At 25.0% G+C, this 18,996-nt stretch carries 23 protein-coding genes and 3 pseudogenes; 22 read left to right on the top strand and 4 right to left on the bottom strand.

Features of this window, described 5'->3' with window-relative positions; genetic code table 4:
- The first annotated feature begins 1 nt into the window (after position 1).
- The 6 genes from AACK93_RS02960 (at position 2) to AACK93_RS02935 (ending at position 2,771) form a co-directional block, all read left to right on the top strand.
- Entirely contained in the window at positions 2-130 is a 129-nt protein-coding gene (locus tag AACK93_RS02960; RefSeq protein ID WP_339025171.1) for a hypothetical protein, read from the top strand.
- Positions 131-228: 98 nt separating this feature from the next.
- Positions 229-621, top strand: coding sequence for a hypothetical protein (locus tag AACK93_RS02955; protein WP_339025169.1), 393 nt, complete (start codon positions 229-231; stop codon positions 619-621).
- A 269-nt stretch (positions 622-890) separates the two neighbouring features.
- Entirely contained in the window at positions 891-1,373 is a 483-nt protein-coding gene (locus tag AACK93_RS02950) for a hypothetical protein (RefSeq protein WP_339025168.1), read from the top strand.
- 30 nt (positions 1,374-1,403) lie between these two features.
- A complete protein-coding gene (locus AACK93_RS02945) occupies positions 1,404-1,742 on the top strand; it encodes a hypothetical protein (protein ID WP_339025167.1) in 339 nt (112 codons plus the stop codon).
- Positions 1,708-2,313, top strand: a complete 606-nt coding sequence (locus AACK93_RS02940) for a hypothetical protein (RefSeq protein WP_339025166.1) — start codon at positions 1,708-1,710, stop codon at positions 2,311-2,313. The genes AACK93_RS02945 and AACK93_RS02940 overlap by 35 nt, the downstream gene beginning before the upstream one ends.
- 278 nt (positions 2,314-2,591) lie before the next feature.
- Entirely contained in the window at positions 2,592-2,771 is a 180-nt protein-coding gene (locus tag AACK93_RS02935; RefSeq protein ID WP_339025165.1) for a hypothetical protein, read from the top strand.
- 562 nt (positions 2,772-3,333) lie between these two features.
- On the opposite strand, the pseudogene AACK93_RS08075 reads toward AACK93_RS02935, so the two are convergent.
- A pseudogene (locus AACK93_RS08075) lies at positions 3,334-3,486 on the bottom strand (IS256 family transposase); the annotation flags it as partial.
- Between the two features lie 165 nt (positions 3,487-3,651).
- Entirely contained in the window at positions 3,652-4,104 is a 453-nt protein-coding gene (locus AACK93_RS02930; RefSeq protein WP_339025164.1) for a hypothetical protein, read from the bottom strand.
- Positions 4,105-4,120: 16 nt separating this feature from the next.
- Between AACK93_RS02930 and AACK93_RS02925 the strand changes: the two genes are divergently transcribed.
- Positions 4,121-4,363 (top strand): hypothetical protein, encoded by a 243-nt coding sequence (locus AACK93_RS02925; protein ID WP_339025163.1) that lies wholly within the window; start codon positions 4,121-4,123, stop codon positions 4,361-4,363.
- Between the two features lie 352 nt (positions 4,364-4,715).
- Here the strand turns inward: AACK93_RS02925 and AACK93_RS02920 are convergent, their stop codons facing one another.
- Complete coding sequence (locus AACK93_RS02920) at positions 4,716-5,051, bottom strand: hypothetical protein (RefSeq protein ID WP_339025162.1); 336 nt, start codon at positions 5,049-5,051, stop codon at positions 4,716-4,718.
- Between the two features lie 314 nt (positions 5,052-5,365).
- Between AACK93_RS02920 and AACK93_RS02915 the strand changes: the two genes are divergently transcribed.
- The 11 genes and pseudogenes from AACK93_RS02915 to AACK93_RS08070 all read left to right on the top strand — a co-directional run bounded on the left by AACK93_RS02915 (position 5,366) and on the right by AACK93_RS08070 (position 15,374).
- Positions 5,366-5,884, top strand: coding sequence for a UPF0236 family transposase-like protein (locus AACK93_RS02915; protein ID WP_339025161.1), 519 nt, complete (start codon positions 5,366-5,368; stop codon positions 5,882-5,884).
- A gap of 80 nt (positions 5,885-5,964) precedes the next feature.
- Positions 5,965-6,684, top strand: a complete 720-nt coding sequence (locus tag AACK93_RS02910) for a UPF0236 family transposase-like protein (RefSeq protein WP_339025160.1) — start codon at positions 5,965-5,967, stop codon at positions 6,682-6,684.
- 2 nt (positions 6,685-6,686) lie between these two features.
- Positions 6,687-7,799: pseudogene (locus AACK93_RS02905) on the top strand (IS3 family transposase).
- A 371-nt stretch (positions 7,800-8,170) separates the two neighbouring features.
- Positions 8,171-9,073 (top strand): hypothetical protein, encoded by a 903-nt coding sequence (locus AACK93_RS02900; RefSeq protein WP_339025158.1) that lies wholly within the window; start codon positions 8,171-8,173, stop codon positions 9,071-9,073.
- Between the two features lie 14 nt (positions 9,074-9,087).
- Positions 9,088-9,753 (top strand): uracil-DNA glycosylase, encoded by a 666-nt coding sequence (locus tag AACK93_RS02895; RefSeq protein WP_339025156.1) that lies wholly within the window; start codon positions 9,088-9,090, stop codon positions 9,751-9,753.
- A gap of 27 nt (positions 9,754-9,780) precedes the next feature.
- Positions 9,781-10,716 carry a hypothetical protein gene (locus AACK93_RS02890; protein WP_339025155.1) on the top strand — a complete coding sequence of 312 codons (936 nt, stop codon included), beginning with the start codon at positions 9,781-9,783 and terminating at the stop codon, positions 10,714-10,716.
- Positions 10,717-10,739: 23 nt separating this feature from the next.
- Positions 10,740-11,702: a hypothetical protein gene (locus tag AACK93_RS02885; protein WP_339025154.1), complete on the top strand. Its 963-nt coding sequence runs from the start codon at positions 10,740-10,742 to the stop codon at positions 11,700-11,702.
- Positions 11,703-11,720: 18 nt separating this feature from the next.
- Complete coding sequence (locus tag AACK93_RS02880) at positions 11,721-12,548, top strand: Pr6Pr family membrane protein (protein ID WP_339025153.1); 828 nt, start codon at positions 11,721-11,723, stop codon at positions 12,546-12,548.
- A gap of 1,250 nt (positions 12,549-13,798) precedes the next feature.
- A complete protein-coding gene (locus AACK93_RS02875; RefSeq protein ID WP_339025152.1) occupies positions 13,799-14,215 on the top strand; it encodes a hypothetical protein in 417 nt (138 codons plus the stop codon).
- A 147-nt stretch (positions 14,216-14,362) separates the two neighbouring features.
- A complete protein-coding gene (locus AACK93_RS02870; protein ID WP_339025151.1) occupies positions 14,363-15,055 on the top strand; it encodes a hypothetical protein in 693 nt (230 codons plus the stop codon).
- A complete protein-coding gene (locus AACK93_RS08070) occupies positions 15,024-15,374 on the top strand; it encodes an integrase core domain-containing protein (RefSeq protein WP_422398182.1) in 351 nt (116 codons plus the stop codon). The genes AACK93_RS02870 and AACK93_RS08070 overlap by 32 nt, the downstream gene beginning before the upstream one ends.
- 117 nt (positions 15,375-15,491) lie before the next feature.
- Here AACK93_RS08070 and AACK93_RS02865 read toward each other — a convergent pair whose 3' ends face one another.
- Entirely contained in the window at positions 15,492-15,674 is a 183-nt protein-coding gene (locus AACK93_RS02865) for a hypothetical protein (RefSeq protein ID WP_339025149.1), read from the bottom strand.
- A gap of 104 nt (positions 15,675-15,778) precedes the next feature.
- On the opposite strand from AACK93_RS02865, the pseudogene AACK93_RS02860 reads away from it, so the two are divergent.
- The 4 genes and pseudogenes from AACK93_RS02860 to nusG all read left to right on the top strand — a co-directional run bounded on the left by AACK93_RS02860 (position 15,779) and on the right by nusG (position 18,991).
- A pseudogene (locus AACK93_RS02860) lies at positions 15,779-16,892 on the top strand (IS3 family transposase).
- Between the two features lie 943 nt (positions 16,893-17,835).
- Positions 17,836-17,985, top strand: a complete 150-nt coding sequence (rpmG, locus tag AACK93_RS02855) for a 50S ribosomal protein L33 (protein WP_339025148.1) — start codon at positions 17,836-17,838, stop codon at positions 17,983-17,985.
- A gap of 24 nt (positions 17,986-18,009) precedes the next feature.
- Positions 18,010-18,375, top strand: a complete 366-nt coding sequence (locus AACK93_RS02850) for a hypothetical protein (RefSeq protein ID WP_339025147.1) — start codon at positions 18,010-18,012, stop codon at positions 18,373-18,375.
- 16 nt (positions 18,376-18,391) lie between these two features.
- Positions 18,392-18,991 (top strand): transcription termination/antitermination protein NusG, encoded by a 600-nt coding sequence (gene nusG, locus AACK93_RS02845; RefSeq protein WP_339025145.1) that lies wholly within the window; start codon positions 18,392-18,394, stop codon positions 18,989-18,991.
- Positions 18,992-18,996: the final 5 nt, after the last annotated feature.

Below are 18,996 nucleotides of genomic sequence, written 5' to 3'. Positions count from 1 at the left end.
AATGGAAAAATGAACTAAAAAACAAGAATTAGAAATAGAGAATGACAAACTAAAAATTGCTAATGTCATATTAGAAAATAGTGTTAATACTCTTAAATACATAATAATGAAAAAAATAAAGAAATTTTAGAACTAGAAAAGTGAAATACTATTCATATTAATCAAAAATCAGACTTAATAATTGAAAACCAAAAATTAAAAAATTTTAAACACGAAAGGAGAATAAAAATGAAAAAAATTTTAGTAAAATTATTTAAAAAAGATAATTCAAAAGAAAAAATCCCGTTAAAAGTAAGAATTAAAAAATTTTTAAAAAAACAGTGGTTAAAAGTAGTATTAAGTATCATTTTTATTTTTATAAGCTTATTAATTTGTGCATTAACAGTAATCGATACTAAATGAATAACCGGAACAAGTGATGAGTTTAATAATTTTATGAATAAAGAAATGGTTAATTTCTTTGGCAAATTTAATAGTGGTATTATGCTAGCAGGAATATTTGTTTTTTGATGAAGCGGAGCAATATATTTTGCAATTAAATTTGAAAAATTAATCCGCTTTATTATTCAAAAAATTAAAGCAAAAAGAGCCTTAAAAAATGAAATTAAACAAACTCATTAATTCTTTAAAAAAATATTGATGGAGAATTTTACTTTACATTTTTATGATCACTATCTTTTTCATTCCATTTTTAAAATTGGAAATTAATGATTTGAAATTATTATATGAAAAATTTGAAGCATTAATTTCGCTTATGATACTAGGGTATTTAGATATATGCATGACAGACAATAGTTGTAATTATAAATTGTGGTATTGAGTGACTTATTAAAAAAATTAAAGAAAAAAGAACAGTGAAAAATAAAATATTTTAAAAAGGAGTGATAAAAATGTTTATGAAAATATTTACCGTGTTAATTATTGGTTTCAATAACATTTTTACCATTCCCCAAAACATTAACAATGATGAAATGACAACACAATCACTAATTAGAAATAAAAGAGAAAGCAAAGAAACTTATGTGTTAAATTTATCAAATGTTAAAATTCAAATTACATATGACTATAACGATAAATATGAAATAGATTTTTATAATATCAAAAAAGAAGAAATTATTAATATTTCAAAATGATTAAAATATGACGGAACTAGTAGTTGCGAAGAAAATTGAAAACCTAATTGTGGTTTAAAAAGTTTACATTTTGAGAAAAATGATATAGTATGAAACGAGCTTAAAAGATTAAAAATTAAAATAAAAAATGACAAAATGTTTGATAAAACAGAATTTATTGCCTCAAATACTCATGTTAAAATTGCTAATGAAACAATTACTACTCCAATAAAAATACTATCTTTTAAAGCAGAAACATAAACCAAACCGTCAACTGATACTGATATTGATTTGCCAAAAACAACCACCAAATTTGGTGGTAGCCATAACTATAACAACGTTGTTGATAATCTTGATTACTTAATGATTCACAGTGGTGATTTTGATAAATTTAATTATTCTTATCTTTATTGAACGCCAGTATTTAATTTCATTGACACCTACCTTAGAAAAGGTTATTACAAAGAATTCACCATTAAAAACTACGACTTTAAAGATGAAAGCTATTTTTATCATGAGACTTCTAGTAGTGAAAATGAAATTAATAAGAATGTTTTAAAAATGAAAGCTTTTAATAAAACCTTAATCGCAGGTAATGACTATTTACAATTTATTGCACAGTGAAAGTAAAATCTGAAAATACGGCACCGAAAAGACTAATGATTATTACCTAATTAAGCATCTTTTTGGAACATTAAATTATCTTAATGTTAAATTTAGTTTTCTGCGTTATGACCCTGAATTAAAAAATGACATTTACCTTTATTTTAAAAATAACATTTCTAGTATTAACATTAACAATTATAAAAATATTTTTAGCGAAATCTATGAAATTCTCGGCAATTTCTTTGCTAGTTTATTTTATAAGACTTTTGATATGGATGAAAAAACTTATAACGAAATTGATTTTAAGGGAGTAGATAATTACAACAAAGATTACTTTATTCAAATCAGTTTCTTTTATCGCTCGTTAACTACTTTTTATCCCAAAAAATACTTAATCAATGTTACTGGTAATTCAGAATTATTACTAAGAAGTTATTTTTTTACTTTTGATAAAAAAACGCACCAAGAAAATTTTAATGCTATCAACAACACCAATAGCATTTATCAAATTGATTTTAATGTCCTTAAATCTTACGATAATAAACTGATTGCCTTGCCAACCAGTAAAACTGCTAACCAGCATCAATTACCTTAATACCGACATTGATATTCGCTATGGCATTAATATTTTTACCTTAACTTTTCCTTTATGCCATAAAACAAATACCTTTAATTATAATTTTAAAATTTATGACTTTAATGTATTAAATTCAACAGTCTTTATCCCCCCCTGGATGCCCTGATGGTTCAAATAACAGTGAATGAGACGATTTAATTCCGCCGGCAAATTGCAAATATTCTGGACGATGAATACCCGCATTTAACGATGTTGGCTGCGCGATTCAAAATGCTAGTATCAAAATGCTAAATTGAATGCTGACTGCTTCACAAGTCATTACCATTTTACGACCGCTAGCAATTATTGCAAAAGCAACAGTTAACTTTTCAACCGCCATTTTTCCATTTTTTAAAACGGTACCAGCTTTTTATTACACATTTCAATTTTTAATCGGTTTTGCCATTTTTCTAATGATATTAAGAATTTTTGTATAATTATATATATATATATATTGAAAAAATAAAACAAAGGAGTTAAAAAATGAAAATTTTAAGTATAATGGCTATTTCAGGATTAACAATATTGCCCGCAACCGTAACTGCTTGTTCAAACAAAAAAACAATTTTCACCGGCTGAACCGCTAATAATTAACGAATTAAATTTATCAAATGTTAAAATTCAAATTACATATGACTATAACGATAAATATGAAATAGATTTTTATAACATCAAAAAAGAAGAAATTATTAATATTTCAAAATGATTAAAATATGATAGAACTAGTAGTTGCGAAGAAAATTGAAAACCTAATTGTGGTTTAAAAAGTTTACATTTTAAGAAAAATGATATAGTATGAAACGAGCTTAAAAGATTAAAAATTAAAATAAAAAATGACAAAATGTTTGATAAAACAGAATTTATTGCCTCAAATACTCATGTTAAAATTGCTAATGAAACAATTACTACTCCAATAAAAATACTATCTTTTAAAGCAGAATTAAAAAATAATTAAACTGTAAAATGGGGATTGTAAAATTAACTTGTGTCTCTAGGTAATTAACTTAAATTCACTTTGTCCTCAAATTTTATCATTAAATGTGAAATTGCACTACCCCAATTTTGAATTGGCATCGTTCATTTCTTAACCATATTTTGAAATGCTAAATAAAATATTTTAAAAACTGATGAGTCGTTAGGGAAAATCTTTTTTCTTAATAATTAAACAATTTTTTTATTTTGACAAAATAAAAACCAGTAATTTAATTAAATTACTGGTTCGAATATTTTTCTTATTTTATCACAAGAGATTAAATTGTTGTGCTTGTTTCAATTAAAGTTATTGTTCTAAATAGCTAATATCGTTTTTATAAAACATTATACTATAGTAGTAACTATATTTGTTCTTACCGGCTCTTCTCTCTCTGATGAAAAAAATGCCTCACCGTTAAATGTTATTTTATCATTGTTTTTATCTATAGTAATTTCATTGGGTAATAAACTATATTTTTGTAAAATTTGCATTACTTCTGTAATTGATAATGTAACTATTTGTTCTTTATTGTTATCATCAATTATTTTGACAGTAATATTTCCTGTAATTTTTTGTTTTAAATTTAATATAACTTTAGATGTAATTATTCTTACTGGATAAGTAATTTTTAATTTTTCATTGGGATTAAGTTCAAATTTATCAACGGGTTCCTTAAAAATACTTAAAATCATTTCTTGTTCTTGTTTATTTGTGTTTGATAAATCAAATTCATTTGATAATACATTAATGATTTCAGAATTTTTATTATTTATATTTGTAAAATCTGTTAATTTCATTTCATCATCAGAATTTATGTTTCAACCATTTAATTTATTTTCTTGTTTTGTTTTAGTTAATCCTGTTGTAATTTGAAATACTAATTTTGATTTTGAATTATATTCACAAGCAGGTACATTAAATGATCTTGTATTTGGAGTTTTATTGATAATTTTTCTATCAGAACATACATTTTTAGGAACATTAAATCATAAAAATGAATTTTCTTTTTTTGTTATTTCAATATCTGAAAAATTTAAATTATTAGTATCAATATAATTTATTTCCTTAAATTTTAAATTAGAATTTTCATCTCTAAATTTAAAAAATATTGCATTTTTAATTAATTCATTTAAATTAACAATTTTATTTTGTTCATCATTAATTAAATAATAGATATTTATAATATCATTATTTAAATTATTTTTTTCTTTTACTACAGCTGAATTATTTGTTTTATTAATAATTTCTAATTGTGATATATCTAAATCAAGATTTAAATAATTTAATTTATTTAAAATTGTATTATCAGAATTATTATTAATTTGTCCTAAATTTAAATTTAAGTATTTATAACTATATTCATAAACATTATGATCTTGTGAACCAAAATATAATTTATTATTTAATATTATACCTGAAGATTCAACTTATCCATCTGCTGTAATGACAACTTTTGTTGGTTTGTGGCAGGATCATATTCATAAACATTTTTATCATGTGAACCAAAATATAGCTTTTTATTTAAAATAATTCCACTAGCAACAACTCCACCTTTTGTTTTAATAACAATTTTTGTTCTATTTATTTTATTATTTTCATTATTGCTTCGTTTTTGTCTTTTATAATTTATGCTTTCTAATTTAGTTTGTTGTTCTTGTTTTGCATAAGGACTATTGGCAACAACCCCTGCTATTCCACCACTTGCTATTGTTATTGTTCCTAAAATTTCTAGTAATTTTTTCATTTATTAAATCCTTTTTGTGAATTTTTGCTAATTTAATAAATTTTTGTAGTAATTATCGTCTCCACTTAAAATTATAAATTTTAAATTAATACGAATTTAATTATAAACCATAAAATAAAATTTTTATCATTTTTTAGAATATTGAACACTAATTCTAGAAAAAATTATCATTAAAACAAAAAAAATAATCAAACTAAATTAAACTTTATTAAAATTAATACCAAGAAAGGTGATTTTTCTATGTTAGAAATTAATAATAATGTAAAAACCTTAGAAAACAAGCATTGATTAAGTCTATTTACAACCCATAAAATATGTACACCAACAAATGCGAACAGCTAGCTAATGAATATGAAAAATTAGATGAATACTTATATAAATATCATTATCGGTTAAAACAAGGTTATAAAGTAGTTCATTTTGCTTTAAGAACAATTATTACAATTTTTGGTGATGTTACTTTTAAACGACGTCGATATAAATATTGAAATCAAAAATCAGATAAATTTGAATATGTATGTTTATTAGATAAAGAAATTGGTTTATTGCCAAAACAACGCATTTATTTTGATGTCCAATTTAAAGTTTTAAGTCTTCTAGGTGATGGTAAAAGGTGTCGCGATGTTTTAGATGCTTTAAATCATTGTTATATTTCAAAAGGTAGTATTTCAAATATTTTAAATAAATACGATATTGCTGAATATTTTCAACTAGCAGAAAAAGAAACTAAAACTAGAATTGATGTCAAAAATAAGGATTTGTATATTCAACTAGATGAGACATTTTTAGCGATATTAGACCATAAAGTTAAACAAGACCAAAGAATCGTTTAGTTACTTTTCATACCGGACATAAAGAAAAAAATTACAAAAATGCTCGCAGAGAATTAGAAAACAAACAAGGTCATTTTCTAATGTTAAAAGTTGGTAAACGAATAAATACGATGGATTATCATGATTTATTAATTAAAGAATTGCAAAAACATTATGTAAATATTAATTATGACAAAATAATTGTTTGTGGTGATGGTGATACTTGAATTAGAGAAATTGCCAATAGTTTTGGTAATGTTAGATATATTTTAGATGGTTATCACGCTATTAAAAAATTAAAACAAACCACATTTAATATTATTTTTGAAAATTGCAAAGTAACATTAAATATTTGAATTAAATTATATAAAGATGGAAATCATCAAGAATTAATCAAAAACATTCGTAATGTTATTAAAAATGAATTAAACAAAGATATTAAAACAAATTTAAGGAAGGCTAGTAATTATTTCAGTAATAATAAGCAAGGTATTCATCATCAAAATTTAGAATGAAATATCGGTTGTAGCATTGAAAGTGATGTATCGCATTTAGTAAAACAACAATTAGGATATAGAGCAAAAATATATCATCATAAGAATTTGAATAACCCATTACATTTAAGAATGGCAAATTTAAACAAATTAAATGTATTACATTACATTAATGAAAATATTAATTCAGAAATAGAAATCAGAAAAGAAATATATAAAAATTCATTATGAAATAAATATAATAAGAAAAATGATGATTGGATAGGCTACAATAAGTTGGACCATAATTATATAGACTTCGAAATTATTAAGAAAGAAGGAATATAAAAATGGGAAATAAAACCTCATACTCTGAAGAATTTAAAAAACAAATTGTCCATGCTATACAAAAATGGCAAAAGTGTTATTAATTTATGGAAAGAATATAATTTACCAAAACCAACTATTTATAGTTGAGTTAAAAATTATAATAATTCTGGTTCATTTAAAGCAAAAGACAATCGCATACTAGAAGAAAATGAAATAATAATTTTACGAAAAGAACTTAAAGACTTGAAAATGGAAAATGACATTTTAAAGCAAGCCGCACTGATAATGGCCAAAAAATAACAATAATTAATAGCAATAAGAAAAAATATTCGATAAGAAAAATGTGTAAATTATTAAATATTTCAAAATCCAATTACTATTATCAAATTAATAAATACACAAGGAAAATAGTGAATAATTATAATCAAGAAATTATCAGTGCATTTAACGCAAGCCGCCAAGTCTATGGAGCTCGAAAAATCAAAGTAGTATTAGCTCATAAAAGTATTAACCTATCTAGACACAAAATTAGAAATATTATAAAAAACAATAATTTGATATCAAAGTACACAAAAACAGACTTAAATGCAAAAATATTCAAGTAAATAATGATCCAGTAAATAACATTGTAAACCGAGACTTTAATAATAGAAAAATAAATGAAATTATCGTTAGTGACTTAACTTATATAAAAGTGGGTTTTAAATGATTTTATGTATGTCTCCTAATTGATTTGTATAATCGCGAGATTGTTGGTTATAGTTCCGGACCAAATAAAAATACGGAGTTGGTTTATCAAGCTATTATGCGAATTACTAGACCATTATCAAAAATTGAAATATTTCATACCGACCGAGGTAATGAGTTTAAAAATAATATAATTGATCAATTATTATCTACATTTAAAATTCAAAGATCATTGAGTGCGAAGGGTTGTCCATATGATAATGCAGTTGCTGAAGCAACTTATAAAGTTTTTAAAACAGAATTTTATTAATGGTAGAAAATTCAATGATCTTGCACAATTAGAACTTGAATTATTTGATTACATTAATTGATACAATAATCTTAGAATACATGGCAGTTTAAATTATTTATCTCCAGTTACTTTTAGAAAACAAATGTCTATATAAAAATTGTCCTAAAAAGGGTTGCCAATCCAGATAGTTGAATTAATAAAGGTAGTATTGTATATACAAATAAATATATTACATTTAAGTAAGTAAAAATATTAGTTAAAATTTAATAAAATTAATAATTTTTTATTGTGTAAAAATTCAATAATATGATAAAATGGTAACGAATAAAAATAACAATAACAAGGAAGGCGGGGTTAGTTTAGTAATTAAATAATATAATTAACTGATTGTTTTATTTCTTTAAAGTAATGCCTAAGAAAACTAAACGCGACCCCTTAAGAATGGTGTACTTTTGCTTTTTTCTAATTTGTGATATAATTTACTATGTATTTATATTAATTTTTTACGGAAAGGACAGCGTTGTTATGTATATTCTAGTAGAACAACGAGGCTATGTTGTTTATGATCTATATGATCAAGAAGTAGCAATTTTTATGTTGATGCCAGAAGCAATTGCTTTTATTAAAAGACAATATAATATGCCACAACAAATAACAATATCGCATAAACAACATTATCCTGTTTTACCGGTAATAAATAATCATTATCCAAGTCAAAATCAAAATGCACTGATATTACAAAATCCGCATTATTTAAATCAACCACCAGTGGGCAGACAAAATCCGTATGCATCATCAATGGTAAATGGTAATATTATGTATCCAGATAATAGCAATTTTGTTGTTAATGAACAACGCGCACCGCAGTATCCTAATCCTAATCTAGTTATTAGAGAAAAATTTGAACCAACAATTAATATGACTAATAGTATGTTAAATGAGCAATTATTTAATGAACAAGAATATCGGCTACAATTGAATGGTAATGGTTTGCAACAACAATCAGGACAAAAAATTAATGAGCAAGAAATTAAAATTGATAAATTTCGTCAACATTTGGATGATGTGGTTAAACAAAAGCAATTACAGAGTAATGGAACAGAAAACAAGTTGGGGGTAAATAGTAAACCAAGCAGTTTTGGATTTAATAGTGCTAAGCAATCAAAGATTAATTCATCAGGTACTATTGATTTAAAAAAAGCTGATATTGAACAAAAATTGAAAAATGGTTTTAGTATTAGTAATATGGATGCTTTACAACAAAGTAATGATGAAGAAAACTTTATATATAATAACAAGATTAAAACTTGATTGTGGGTTTTGCTTATTATTTTGGCAATAGTAATTATTGGTTTTGGTATTTTAGGACTTTTAGTAGGAATAAATGTTGGTGGTATTAGTGATAAAATTAAAGAATTAATTATTTAGTGATTAATTAAAAAATGTTTCAGAATATCCATCCTAGTTGGAAAGATTTTATTATTAGTCAAACTACCCAACCTTATTTTATTGAATTAATTAACAAAGTATCATTAGCATATAAAAATAATCACTGTTATCCGCAACCGCAAGATATTTTACGATTGTTAAAAATTGTTAGTTTTGATGATATTAAAGTAGTTATTTTAGGACAAGATCCGTATTATCAGCCAAACCAAGCTAATGGTTTGGCTTTTGGTGTTAATCAGAGTGTTAAGTTGCCACCAAGTTTAAAAAATATTTTTGTAGAATTGGAAAATGATTTAGGAATTATTGTTCAAAACGGTGATTTAACTAAATGAGCTAGAAGTGGTGTTTTTCTTTTAAATACTGTTTTAACGGTACAAAAAGACCAACCATTTTCACATGCTAATTTTAATTGGCAAGAATTTACTGATAATCTAATAAAATATATTGACAATTATCATAATAATGTTATTTTTATTTTATGAGGTAAGAAAGCACAAGCAAAGATTAATTTAATTAATGACCAAAAGCATCTTATTCTTATGGGAGCACACCCCTCACCGTTGGGAGCACATTATGGGTTTTTTAATCAGAAGTATTTTAGTAAGATTAATGAATACTTGATAAAGCATAATAAGAAGCCGATTGATTGGCAGTTATAGTTTTTCTTTAGAAAGGAAACTAGATTAATGATTTTCTTTAATAGTAATAAAAATGGTTTGTCGTTATTTGATATTAGAACAGCGTATATTGTTGCGGCAGCATTAGTTTTAGCAGCATTATCTTATATTTTAATAACAGGGCTTTCAATGTTTATAAAAAAAGAACGATATCGCGGTCTTCGTTTGACAACGAAAAATATTGCTTATATTGCCATGTTATCAACGGTATCGATAGTAACAACTGTGGTTATTGCATTGTATATGCCGGCAGCGGTTTTACCGCCGATTAGGATAGCTATTGAAGGTTTGATGATTAAGATTACTGGTTATATTTTTGGTCCGGTAATTGGTATTTTGTGTGCTTTGATTACTGATATTTTAGTAATGATGTTTGTTCCGTCATATATTCATCCTGCGTATATTGTCGCGGTTATTGGTTTTGGTTTTATTTCTGGTATTGCTGGTGATTTGCGGCGAATGTTTCATCAAAATTCATGAATTTTAATTTTAATAACTAATATTTTTATTATTGGTTTTGGAACAACTGCTTTAGTAATGACTTATTATGCTCCACAATTTGCTGATTTTTCTGTTGATGAAGTTCCTTTTACAAAAAATGTTCCGATTAAGAAATGAATTATGATGCTAATTATTAGTATTGGAACAGTTTTAATTTTAGTTGTTGTTTGGGCAACTTGAATGTATTTTCATTTTGTAAAAAAGGATGTAAAAGGTTTTAATGATTTAGTTCCAATTATTTTGTTAGCAGTTATTAATGAATATATTATTACAGTGTTAATTGCATCTTGGGGGGATGTCAGTCTGTTAACTAATCGTACTGAGGATTATGGTTTAGCAATGATTCCAAGATTGGCAATGGCGCCGATTAAAATATTTTTTAATACGGTAATTATTTATATTACTTGAAAAACTATTAGACCATTAATTAATGAAGATCGTTAGCATTTATAAGGAGTGTTATTTAGATGAAAAGGCTAAATGTTTGGTTACAAATTACAAAGTATTATTTTCGTAAAAATTTTTATTCAATTTTAAAATATTTAAAATTGGATTTTAATAAAAATTTCAATACTCGTAGTATTGCCTTAGCGGCTGTAATGTTAGCATTAACAATAGTTATTGTTAAATTTTTAGGTTTTAGTTTAAAATTTAGTGTTGGCGGCAAGGGAACAATGGTAGTTGGTTTTGGTTTTATCCCTAATGTTCTTTTTAGCTTTTTACATGGACCATTTTTTGGTTTTATTTTTGGTTTTATTTCTGATACAACATTGTTTATTTTAAAACCTACATTTTATAGTTCAATTATGGCAATTCAAGAACCAATTGTTGGAGTTCTTGCGGGAATTGCGGGAATTATTTATATTAAACTTCGTAATTGTCATTTTAATTTTAAGAAGTATTTATTATTTTTTACTGTGATGCAATTTATTTTGGTTGCTTTATTAATTTTAAGTTTTTATTTAATATTTTTCTCTGATTTTGTTTACTCGAAAAATAATAAAGTTTTTAGTGTTAAATGAGATTTACTTTATATGATAATTTCCGGGATTATTATTTCTACTTTTTTTATGGCTGTGGAATTAGTTTTAATTTTAATTTTGTGAATAACTTGAAATAATCAAAAACAAAATAGTGTTGCTGAGAAATTTAATAATGCATTAATTTTTATTATTATTATTATTTTACAATTATTTTTAACATTAATTAATTCGTGAATTTTATCGCCATTACATTTTTTAGTATTTTATGATATTGATTATTTAGTTTCTTTATTACCACGATTAGTTAAAGAATTATTATTAATGCCGTTACGAATCACAATATATTTTATAATTTTTAAAATTATTTTAAAAATTTATTATGATAAATATTTTTTGCAAAAAAAACTTAATTCTAATCAAGAAAATAAGATATTAGATAATAAGTAGAAGGGGGGGTATAATATAATGAAGAATTTTTTTAAACGATTTTTTAGTAAAAGTAAAATATTGTTTTTTACTAGTGTTGCTAATGCCTTAGTTTTGCTAAAGGATTGAAAATTTGTTTATAAGTTAATGACATTTTTAATTTTGTTTAGTTTCTTTTTAGCTGGTATAGTTTATGGGGTATTTATTGAATATTGATATATTAATCCTAAAAATTCACAGCTTGATATGCCCCGGTTATATAATTTTAATGTTTTAGTTAGTTTTTGGTCGGTGCAAACTAATATATTAGATTGTTTATATTTCTTTTATGCGTTACTTTATCATAATAAAACGGAAACTAATAAGTTTACTAATTTGACAACACAAACTAGTATTACAATATATATTACGGTAACAATGCTTTTATTTTGGTTGTTAGTATTTTATGGTGTGGGAATAGGGCTATCGTATGAATTTGCTTCCAATGCTGATCGGGTTATTGGCATTACAATGCACGCGGTGACCCCCCTATTAACATTAATTTACTTATTATTATCGTTAGGGAAAAATCAGATTTTATATAAAAAATATTTTACTCGCCAAATATTTTGAATGTTGGGATATCCGATTGGTTATCTAATATTTATTAATTTAAGGGCTAAGTTATTATATGATGATGGTATTGGTATTTTTTTATTTCCTTATGGGTTTGTCGATTTTTATCATCTGACATTTCCTTTGCCAATAGTTTGAAATAATATTTTGTTAATAGGATTGGGAATATCATTGTTAGTAGGTATAAATGTTATTTTGATTGTTATTAATAATGTAATTTATAAGAAGACAAAACATATAAGTAAAAATTAAGTTGATTAAACAAATAATTGGATAATAATTTTGATTATCGTTTTAAAGATATGGGGCGATGACTGCGTAAAGTTAACGTTTGGTATAAATTTTCCAAAAACTAAGAAAAAAACAGAAATAAAATTCTGTCTTTTTTAATTAGGTTAAAATTATCGTTAACCTTGCTTAGTTTAAGAAAATAACAGCAAAACCAACTAAATAAAACTCTCATACTTGGGAATGTCGTAAAGCCAAGCAAGTGAGGATAAACAATATAGGGCGCGGCCTTACCGCCGCGCCGCGACACAATAAAGGCAATTCTTTTAGGCAATATAGAAAAGTTATCGTGGCTCGAAGATAAATCTTTAACTTGCAATAGTTAAAGGGTGATGGTGATTGTTCCACAATAAAAAAATTTTAGAAATCTTACTATTTATAAGGAGATTTTGCGAGTGTCTTTAAAAGAACTCTGTCAAAAATAATTAAAAATTAAGTTATAAAATAACTAAAAATTGATTAATCAATGTCAGTGCTATATTAATGAGTACTGGTCGCGTTTAGTTTTTTTAGGTATTTTTTAAAAAAGAAAAAATAATCATTTACTATAAATTATTTCAATATGCAAATTAAGTGCATATTTATTATGTATGATTTTTGTTATAAAAACTTATTTTAATGTTATTTTTATAAGCGTTTTTCTTGGTTTTTATAACCTTTTATTAAGATTACGTTTGTTGATATTAAATATTTTGTTTTATTATTTATTTTCCAAATAAAATGATAATTAAATTGTCGTTGCTTTTCATTAAAAATTATTTAAATCTTTTCCCTCCTAACAAAACTTTATGCGTCTTATCATTATTCTTTATACGATTTTAACATTTTGAATTCAACAGCTTTTATTGGTGGCGGAATAAGTGGGGATAATATGGATGACTTAATTCTGGCGCCAAACTGTTCTTATTGAGGTTTTATTTAGTGCAATATCGTGTGACGTTCAGCAGCTTATGTTAGTGTGTTAAATTGATTACACTTGGTCTTGTCTTTCCGGGATTAATCTTTTAATTCGTCTCCTTGCGTGCGGATATGACCAAAACAACAATTAATTTTACAAAAACTGCTTTTCCGGTGTTCGAAGTTATTCTGGCGTTTCAGATGTTATTTGAATTTGTAGTTCCACTAGCAATCTTACTAATGATATTAAAAAAGTTCTCTTAAATATTGCCAATATTTTTTATAATATAATTCCTTTGAAAGGAGGATTTTTCTTTATGCGAAAATTTTTATCAGCTTTAAATTTAGTATGTGTAATATTTATTTTTGGATGTAGAAGTAATGTTTCTGAAAAAAAATTACAATTTTCTAGTTTAAATAATACATTTTTTAATGTAGAGAGTCTTGGCTCTGCTGGAAGAATAACTTTTTATGATGAAAGTGTTCGTTTTCCAGATGATATGTCTGAAAAAAGCTTTTTAATCGAAAATCAAAGTATTAATAATCCTATAAAGGATTTTTTTAAACGAGAAGGTGTTTATAAACCAAAACCATCTGAAGATATATTGACTACTTATGGCTGAGAAATTCCTAAACTTGAAAGCATTAAAGTGTCATTTGTTTATTTAGATAGATATCAATTAAATAAACCACAATATTTTATAAGTTCATTTTTAGCAAAAATACCTAATTAATTAGCAATTTTAATAAATATGTTTGAAAATCGTATTTTTTGTAATACGGTTTTCTTAATTTAAGAAGTTTAAAAAAATGAAATATATTATTTCCCAAGCTGATTTAGCGGATTTAAAAGCAAAAATCCAAAGTTGACTAAGTGCTAATTGCCGCAATCCTTATTACTTTACTATAAAACTAAAAAACGCATTACTGCTTATTTAAATTTATGTACTTATTTCTATATTGAAGAAACTACTTTAACAAAACTTATTAAAAAATATTTTAAGAATGCAACGAAAACCTTTTATCGTTGGGCAGAAAAAATTATAACCGCTTATTATTCTGACAATTTAGATTTGTTATTGTTTAAAAATACAAAACCACAAAATCTTAATTATCAATATAGTTTAAATTCTCGTGAAAAAGTATGTGATTTATATTTTGATTACAAAAATCTTCAAACCGGTGGAATGTGGTCTTTATTTAACAATTTAAAAATCGGTTTTCACGATATTAAAAATTCAGAAGTTCTTAAAAACATCAAAACTTTTTATCACTGAATTAAATTTGATCCTCGTTGAAAAGAATTAAAACAACAAATCAAACAAACTAAACGCCATTTTCATTTTAAGTGTTATGAAGTCTCTGAGATCGGTCTTTTACAAATATGGATGCCAAAATCATTACCACATCAAATTTTCCGGTTGATAAGAAATATTACATTTATGGATTTCATTGACAAAAAAACACGGCTAGTATTTGATTATGTTTATGATAGTTTAGGAACTAATAACGCGATTAACGCCGTGCAAAGAGTAATAAAAGATTTCAGGTGAATTTGTTGGCATAACCATTAAACGCCTTTGCACTGATAATGCCCCAGAATTTACTACTACTAATTGAAGTAATAAAAAAGCATACAAAGTAAAAGAAAGGTATTTTCCGACCTTTTTTTCAAAAAACGGAATTGTTCACGAAACTACACCAATTCGCTCGCCACAGAGTAATGGCAAAATTGAGCGATTTCATCAGCATTATACCAAATTATTTTATTCTAAGGATAAGAAATTAAATCAAAATGAACTTCAACATTATTTAAACAAATATTATTACTTTTATAATTTTGAACGCCCCCATTCATCTTTAAATAATAAAGTGCCTTTTCAAAAATTATAAAAGTTTTCAAAAAAACTTATTTAAATTATGCAGCTTTACAAAGAGTTTGTGCAGCAAATCCAAATACAGCAGCTAATCATCCAACTAATGATGCCGATAGAACAAAACAACCCTACATTAATTCTCGCGAGAAGACAGAGGAAGGGCCACGGCCCCCGTAGTTATAGAACAATCAGTAGAATTAGTTTTTCTTTTAAATCTTAAATTATTATTTCGACTTTCATTCAAAGTAGCAGCTACATCAATTCCTGACGAGATTTCTAGTTTATTTTCAAGATTATTAACTTTTTTTGTACTCATTACTCATTGTCTTTCTTTATTGTGGATAGTTTACAATAAGTTGGACCATATTTATGTGGACTTTCAAATAAAATAAAATTATATAAGAAAGTAGGAATATAAAAATGGGCAAAAATTCATATACAGATGAATTTAAAAAACAAATTGTCGTGCTGTATCAAAGCGGGAAAAGCATTGTTAAAATTATTAAAGAATACGAGGTTCCAAAATCAGCCGTATATCAGTGAATTGAAAATTTTAATAATTCTGGGTCATTTAAAGTGAAAGATAATCGCGCTGTCGAATAAAATGAATTAATTTACTTACGAAAAGAAAACTAACAATTCCGAATGGAAAATGACATTTTAAAGCAAGGGGCACTGATAATTGGCAAAAAATAGGAATTATTAACAATAATAAAGAAAAATATTCCGTGCTAAAAATGTCTCCTCAAATATTAAAAATAGCAAAATCAACATATTATTATCAAACCAATAATTGTGTTAATTATTATGTTAATAATTATGAAGAAGAAGTTATCAGTGCATTTAATAAAAGTCGTAAGATATTATGATGCTCGTAAAATTAAAGTTGTTTTAACAAGAAAAGATATTATTTTATCTCGAAAAAAAATTCGAAAAATTATGATTAAAAATCAATTAGTATCTAAATATATTAAATTAAAATATCATAATCATAAAACAATGGTTAATAATGACCAAATTAGTAATGTTTTAAACCGTGAATTTAACAATAAAAAACCCAATGAAGCTGTTGTTAGTGATTTAACATATGTTCAAATTGGTGGGAAATAACACTATATTTGTTTATTAATTGACTTGTTTAATCGCGAAATAATTGGATATAATGCCGGGCCAAACAAAACCGCTGAACTAGTTCAACAAACTTTTCATAAGAATAACACGACCATTAAAGCAAATTATTTTATTTCATACCGATCGCGGTAATGAATTCAAAAATAAAATCATTGATGAAATTTTAATAACCTTTAATATTAAAAGATCATTAAACAATAAGGGTTGTCCTTATGATAATGCTGTGGCCAAAACAAATTATAAAACTTTTAAAACAGAATTTATTAAGGATAAAAAATTTGAAAATTTAACACAATTAAAATGCAAACTATTTGATTTTGTTAATTGATACAACAATATTCAAATTCACGGCAACCTAAATTATTTAATACCAGTTGAATTTAGAAAATTGCAGTCTACATAAAAAATGTCCTAAAAAGGGTTGCCATACCAAGATTTACTATTATTGATTATTCCGATACAAATTAAATTTTCATATTTTTCTTTATAAACAAATCGTTTTGGAAACCAAATACCGATTTGTTCATTAAATTACGGAATTTTTGGTGCTTTAATAAGCATTGCGTTTTGCGTTTCTTTTAAGAGATATTTTTTAGTATTTAAGAAAATGTTTTCAATGTTTTTCATAAATAAATTACCTTTCTTATAGATAAACTAAGTTAGTTAACTTAGTTTTTTAAACACTTAAATATTACAGATTTAAGTGTTTAACAAGCTTTGTTAGTAAATTTTGTTTTTTAATTAAGATAAAGATTTTAATAATTTTAAACATAGCATACCCATATATAGAAATTTTTACATTTTAACATTCGCACCCCCGCCCTTAGAATTAATTTAATAGCGTGTATATTTTTAGGAAATCCACCCATTCATTTTTTTATTGCAAAAAGAAACAAATTGCTATAGCTAATAGGATGTTATCTATTGACTGGTAAACTTCTTTTGGTTATGGCGACCACCCACAATTTATCGTGCTTTAATAAATACTAACATTATTAATTCACTTGTATTTAATTTTCAAAGAACAAATTTTTAACACCTTATAAAATAAAAAGACAATCATTGCTGACCGCCTTAATACTTATTCAAATATTTACATACATAACAAAACTTTATGCTTCCTTGTGTAAAAATTAAATAATATGATAAAATAATAACAAATAAAAATGACGACAACAAGAAAGGCGGGGTTAGTTTAGTACTTAAATAATATAATTAGTTAATTGTTTTACTTCTTTAAAGCAATACCTAAGAAAACTAAACTCGACCAATATGGTCCAACTTATTGTAACCTATCCATATTTTTGTTATCATATAACTTATATGGATAAAAAGGGAGAAAGATAATGCAACAAAAAATTATTTTAGTTTGCGATCAATGTCTGTCAAGAAACTATAATATTTTTACTAATGGTTCTAATCAAACTGTTAGATTATCTTTAAAAAAGTTTTGTAAATACTGTAATCAACATACAGTTCATAAGGAAACAAGATAATATTTAGAGAGGAAATAAATATTGATGGCTAAAGAAAAAAGCAAAGTAAAAAAGATAAAATCTGAACATAAGGTATTAAAAGTTAAAAAAACTAAACCGATTTTAGGAAAAAGAAAAGTTAGTTCACAAACTAAAGAGACGATTATTAAAAAAAGTATTTTAGATTCAAAAATAAATGAAAATCGTGATCAGAGATTTAAAAAATCTTTACTGAATTTACCATTATTAATGACTAGAGAAATGTGTCGTGTTCGCTGAGCAAAAAGTTTGCAGTTAAATAAAAAATTTTGATTAACTGTTGGATTTATTACTTTCTTTGCAATTTTCTTTGCAATTGTTCAAACTTTATTACAATTAATTTTAGAAGTTAGTAAAATTTTAGTCATTTAATAAGGAGTAGAAAAAGATGATAAAAAAATATATTAAACAAGAAAAGGATTCTAGTGATTTATTAGGTAAGTGATATATAATTAATTGCTATAGTGGTCATGAAGAAAAAGTTAAAGAAGATTTATTACAACGAGTTGAAACTTTAAATATGAAAAATTTTATTTTTGATGTTCGAATTGTAAAACAGCAAGAAATGTCAAAAAAAACAAAATCAATGATTGGAAAAAATCCATATCCAGGTTATTTATTTGTTAATATGTATATGACTGATGATGCTTGATTTATTGTTAGAAATACCCCTGGTGTTACTGGGTTTATTGGGTCTAGTGGAAATTGATCAAAACCGTTTCCATTATCGCGTACTGAAGTTAGAGATATGTTAAGACGCAGTGAAGAAAAAAGTAATATTAGTAGTAAAAAAGTTCAACAAGTATTTATTGCTGACTTTAAAGAAGGAAACCTTGTTAAAATATTATCAGGAGCTTTTGAAAATAAAGAAGGTGAAGTTATTGGCATGGATTATGGTAAAGGGGTAGCGACAATTAATATTGAGATTTTTGGGGGGAGATGTGTTCCTGTGGAAGCTGAATTTAGTTATTGTGAGAAAGTTAATTAAAATAA

It is taken from the genome of Spiroplasma endosymbiont of Agriotes lineatus, from assembly GCF_964019485.1.
Lineage (GTDB): Bacteria > Bacillota_I > Bacilli_A > Mycoplasmatales > Nriv7 > Nriv7.
The sequence above is the reverse complement of the archived record's forward strand: the minus strand, read 5'-3'. Positions and strand labels throughout refer to the sequence as shown.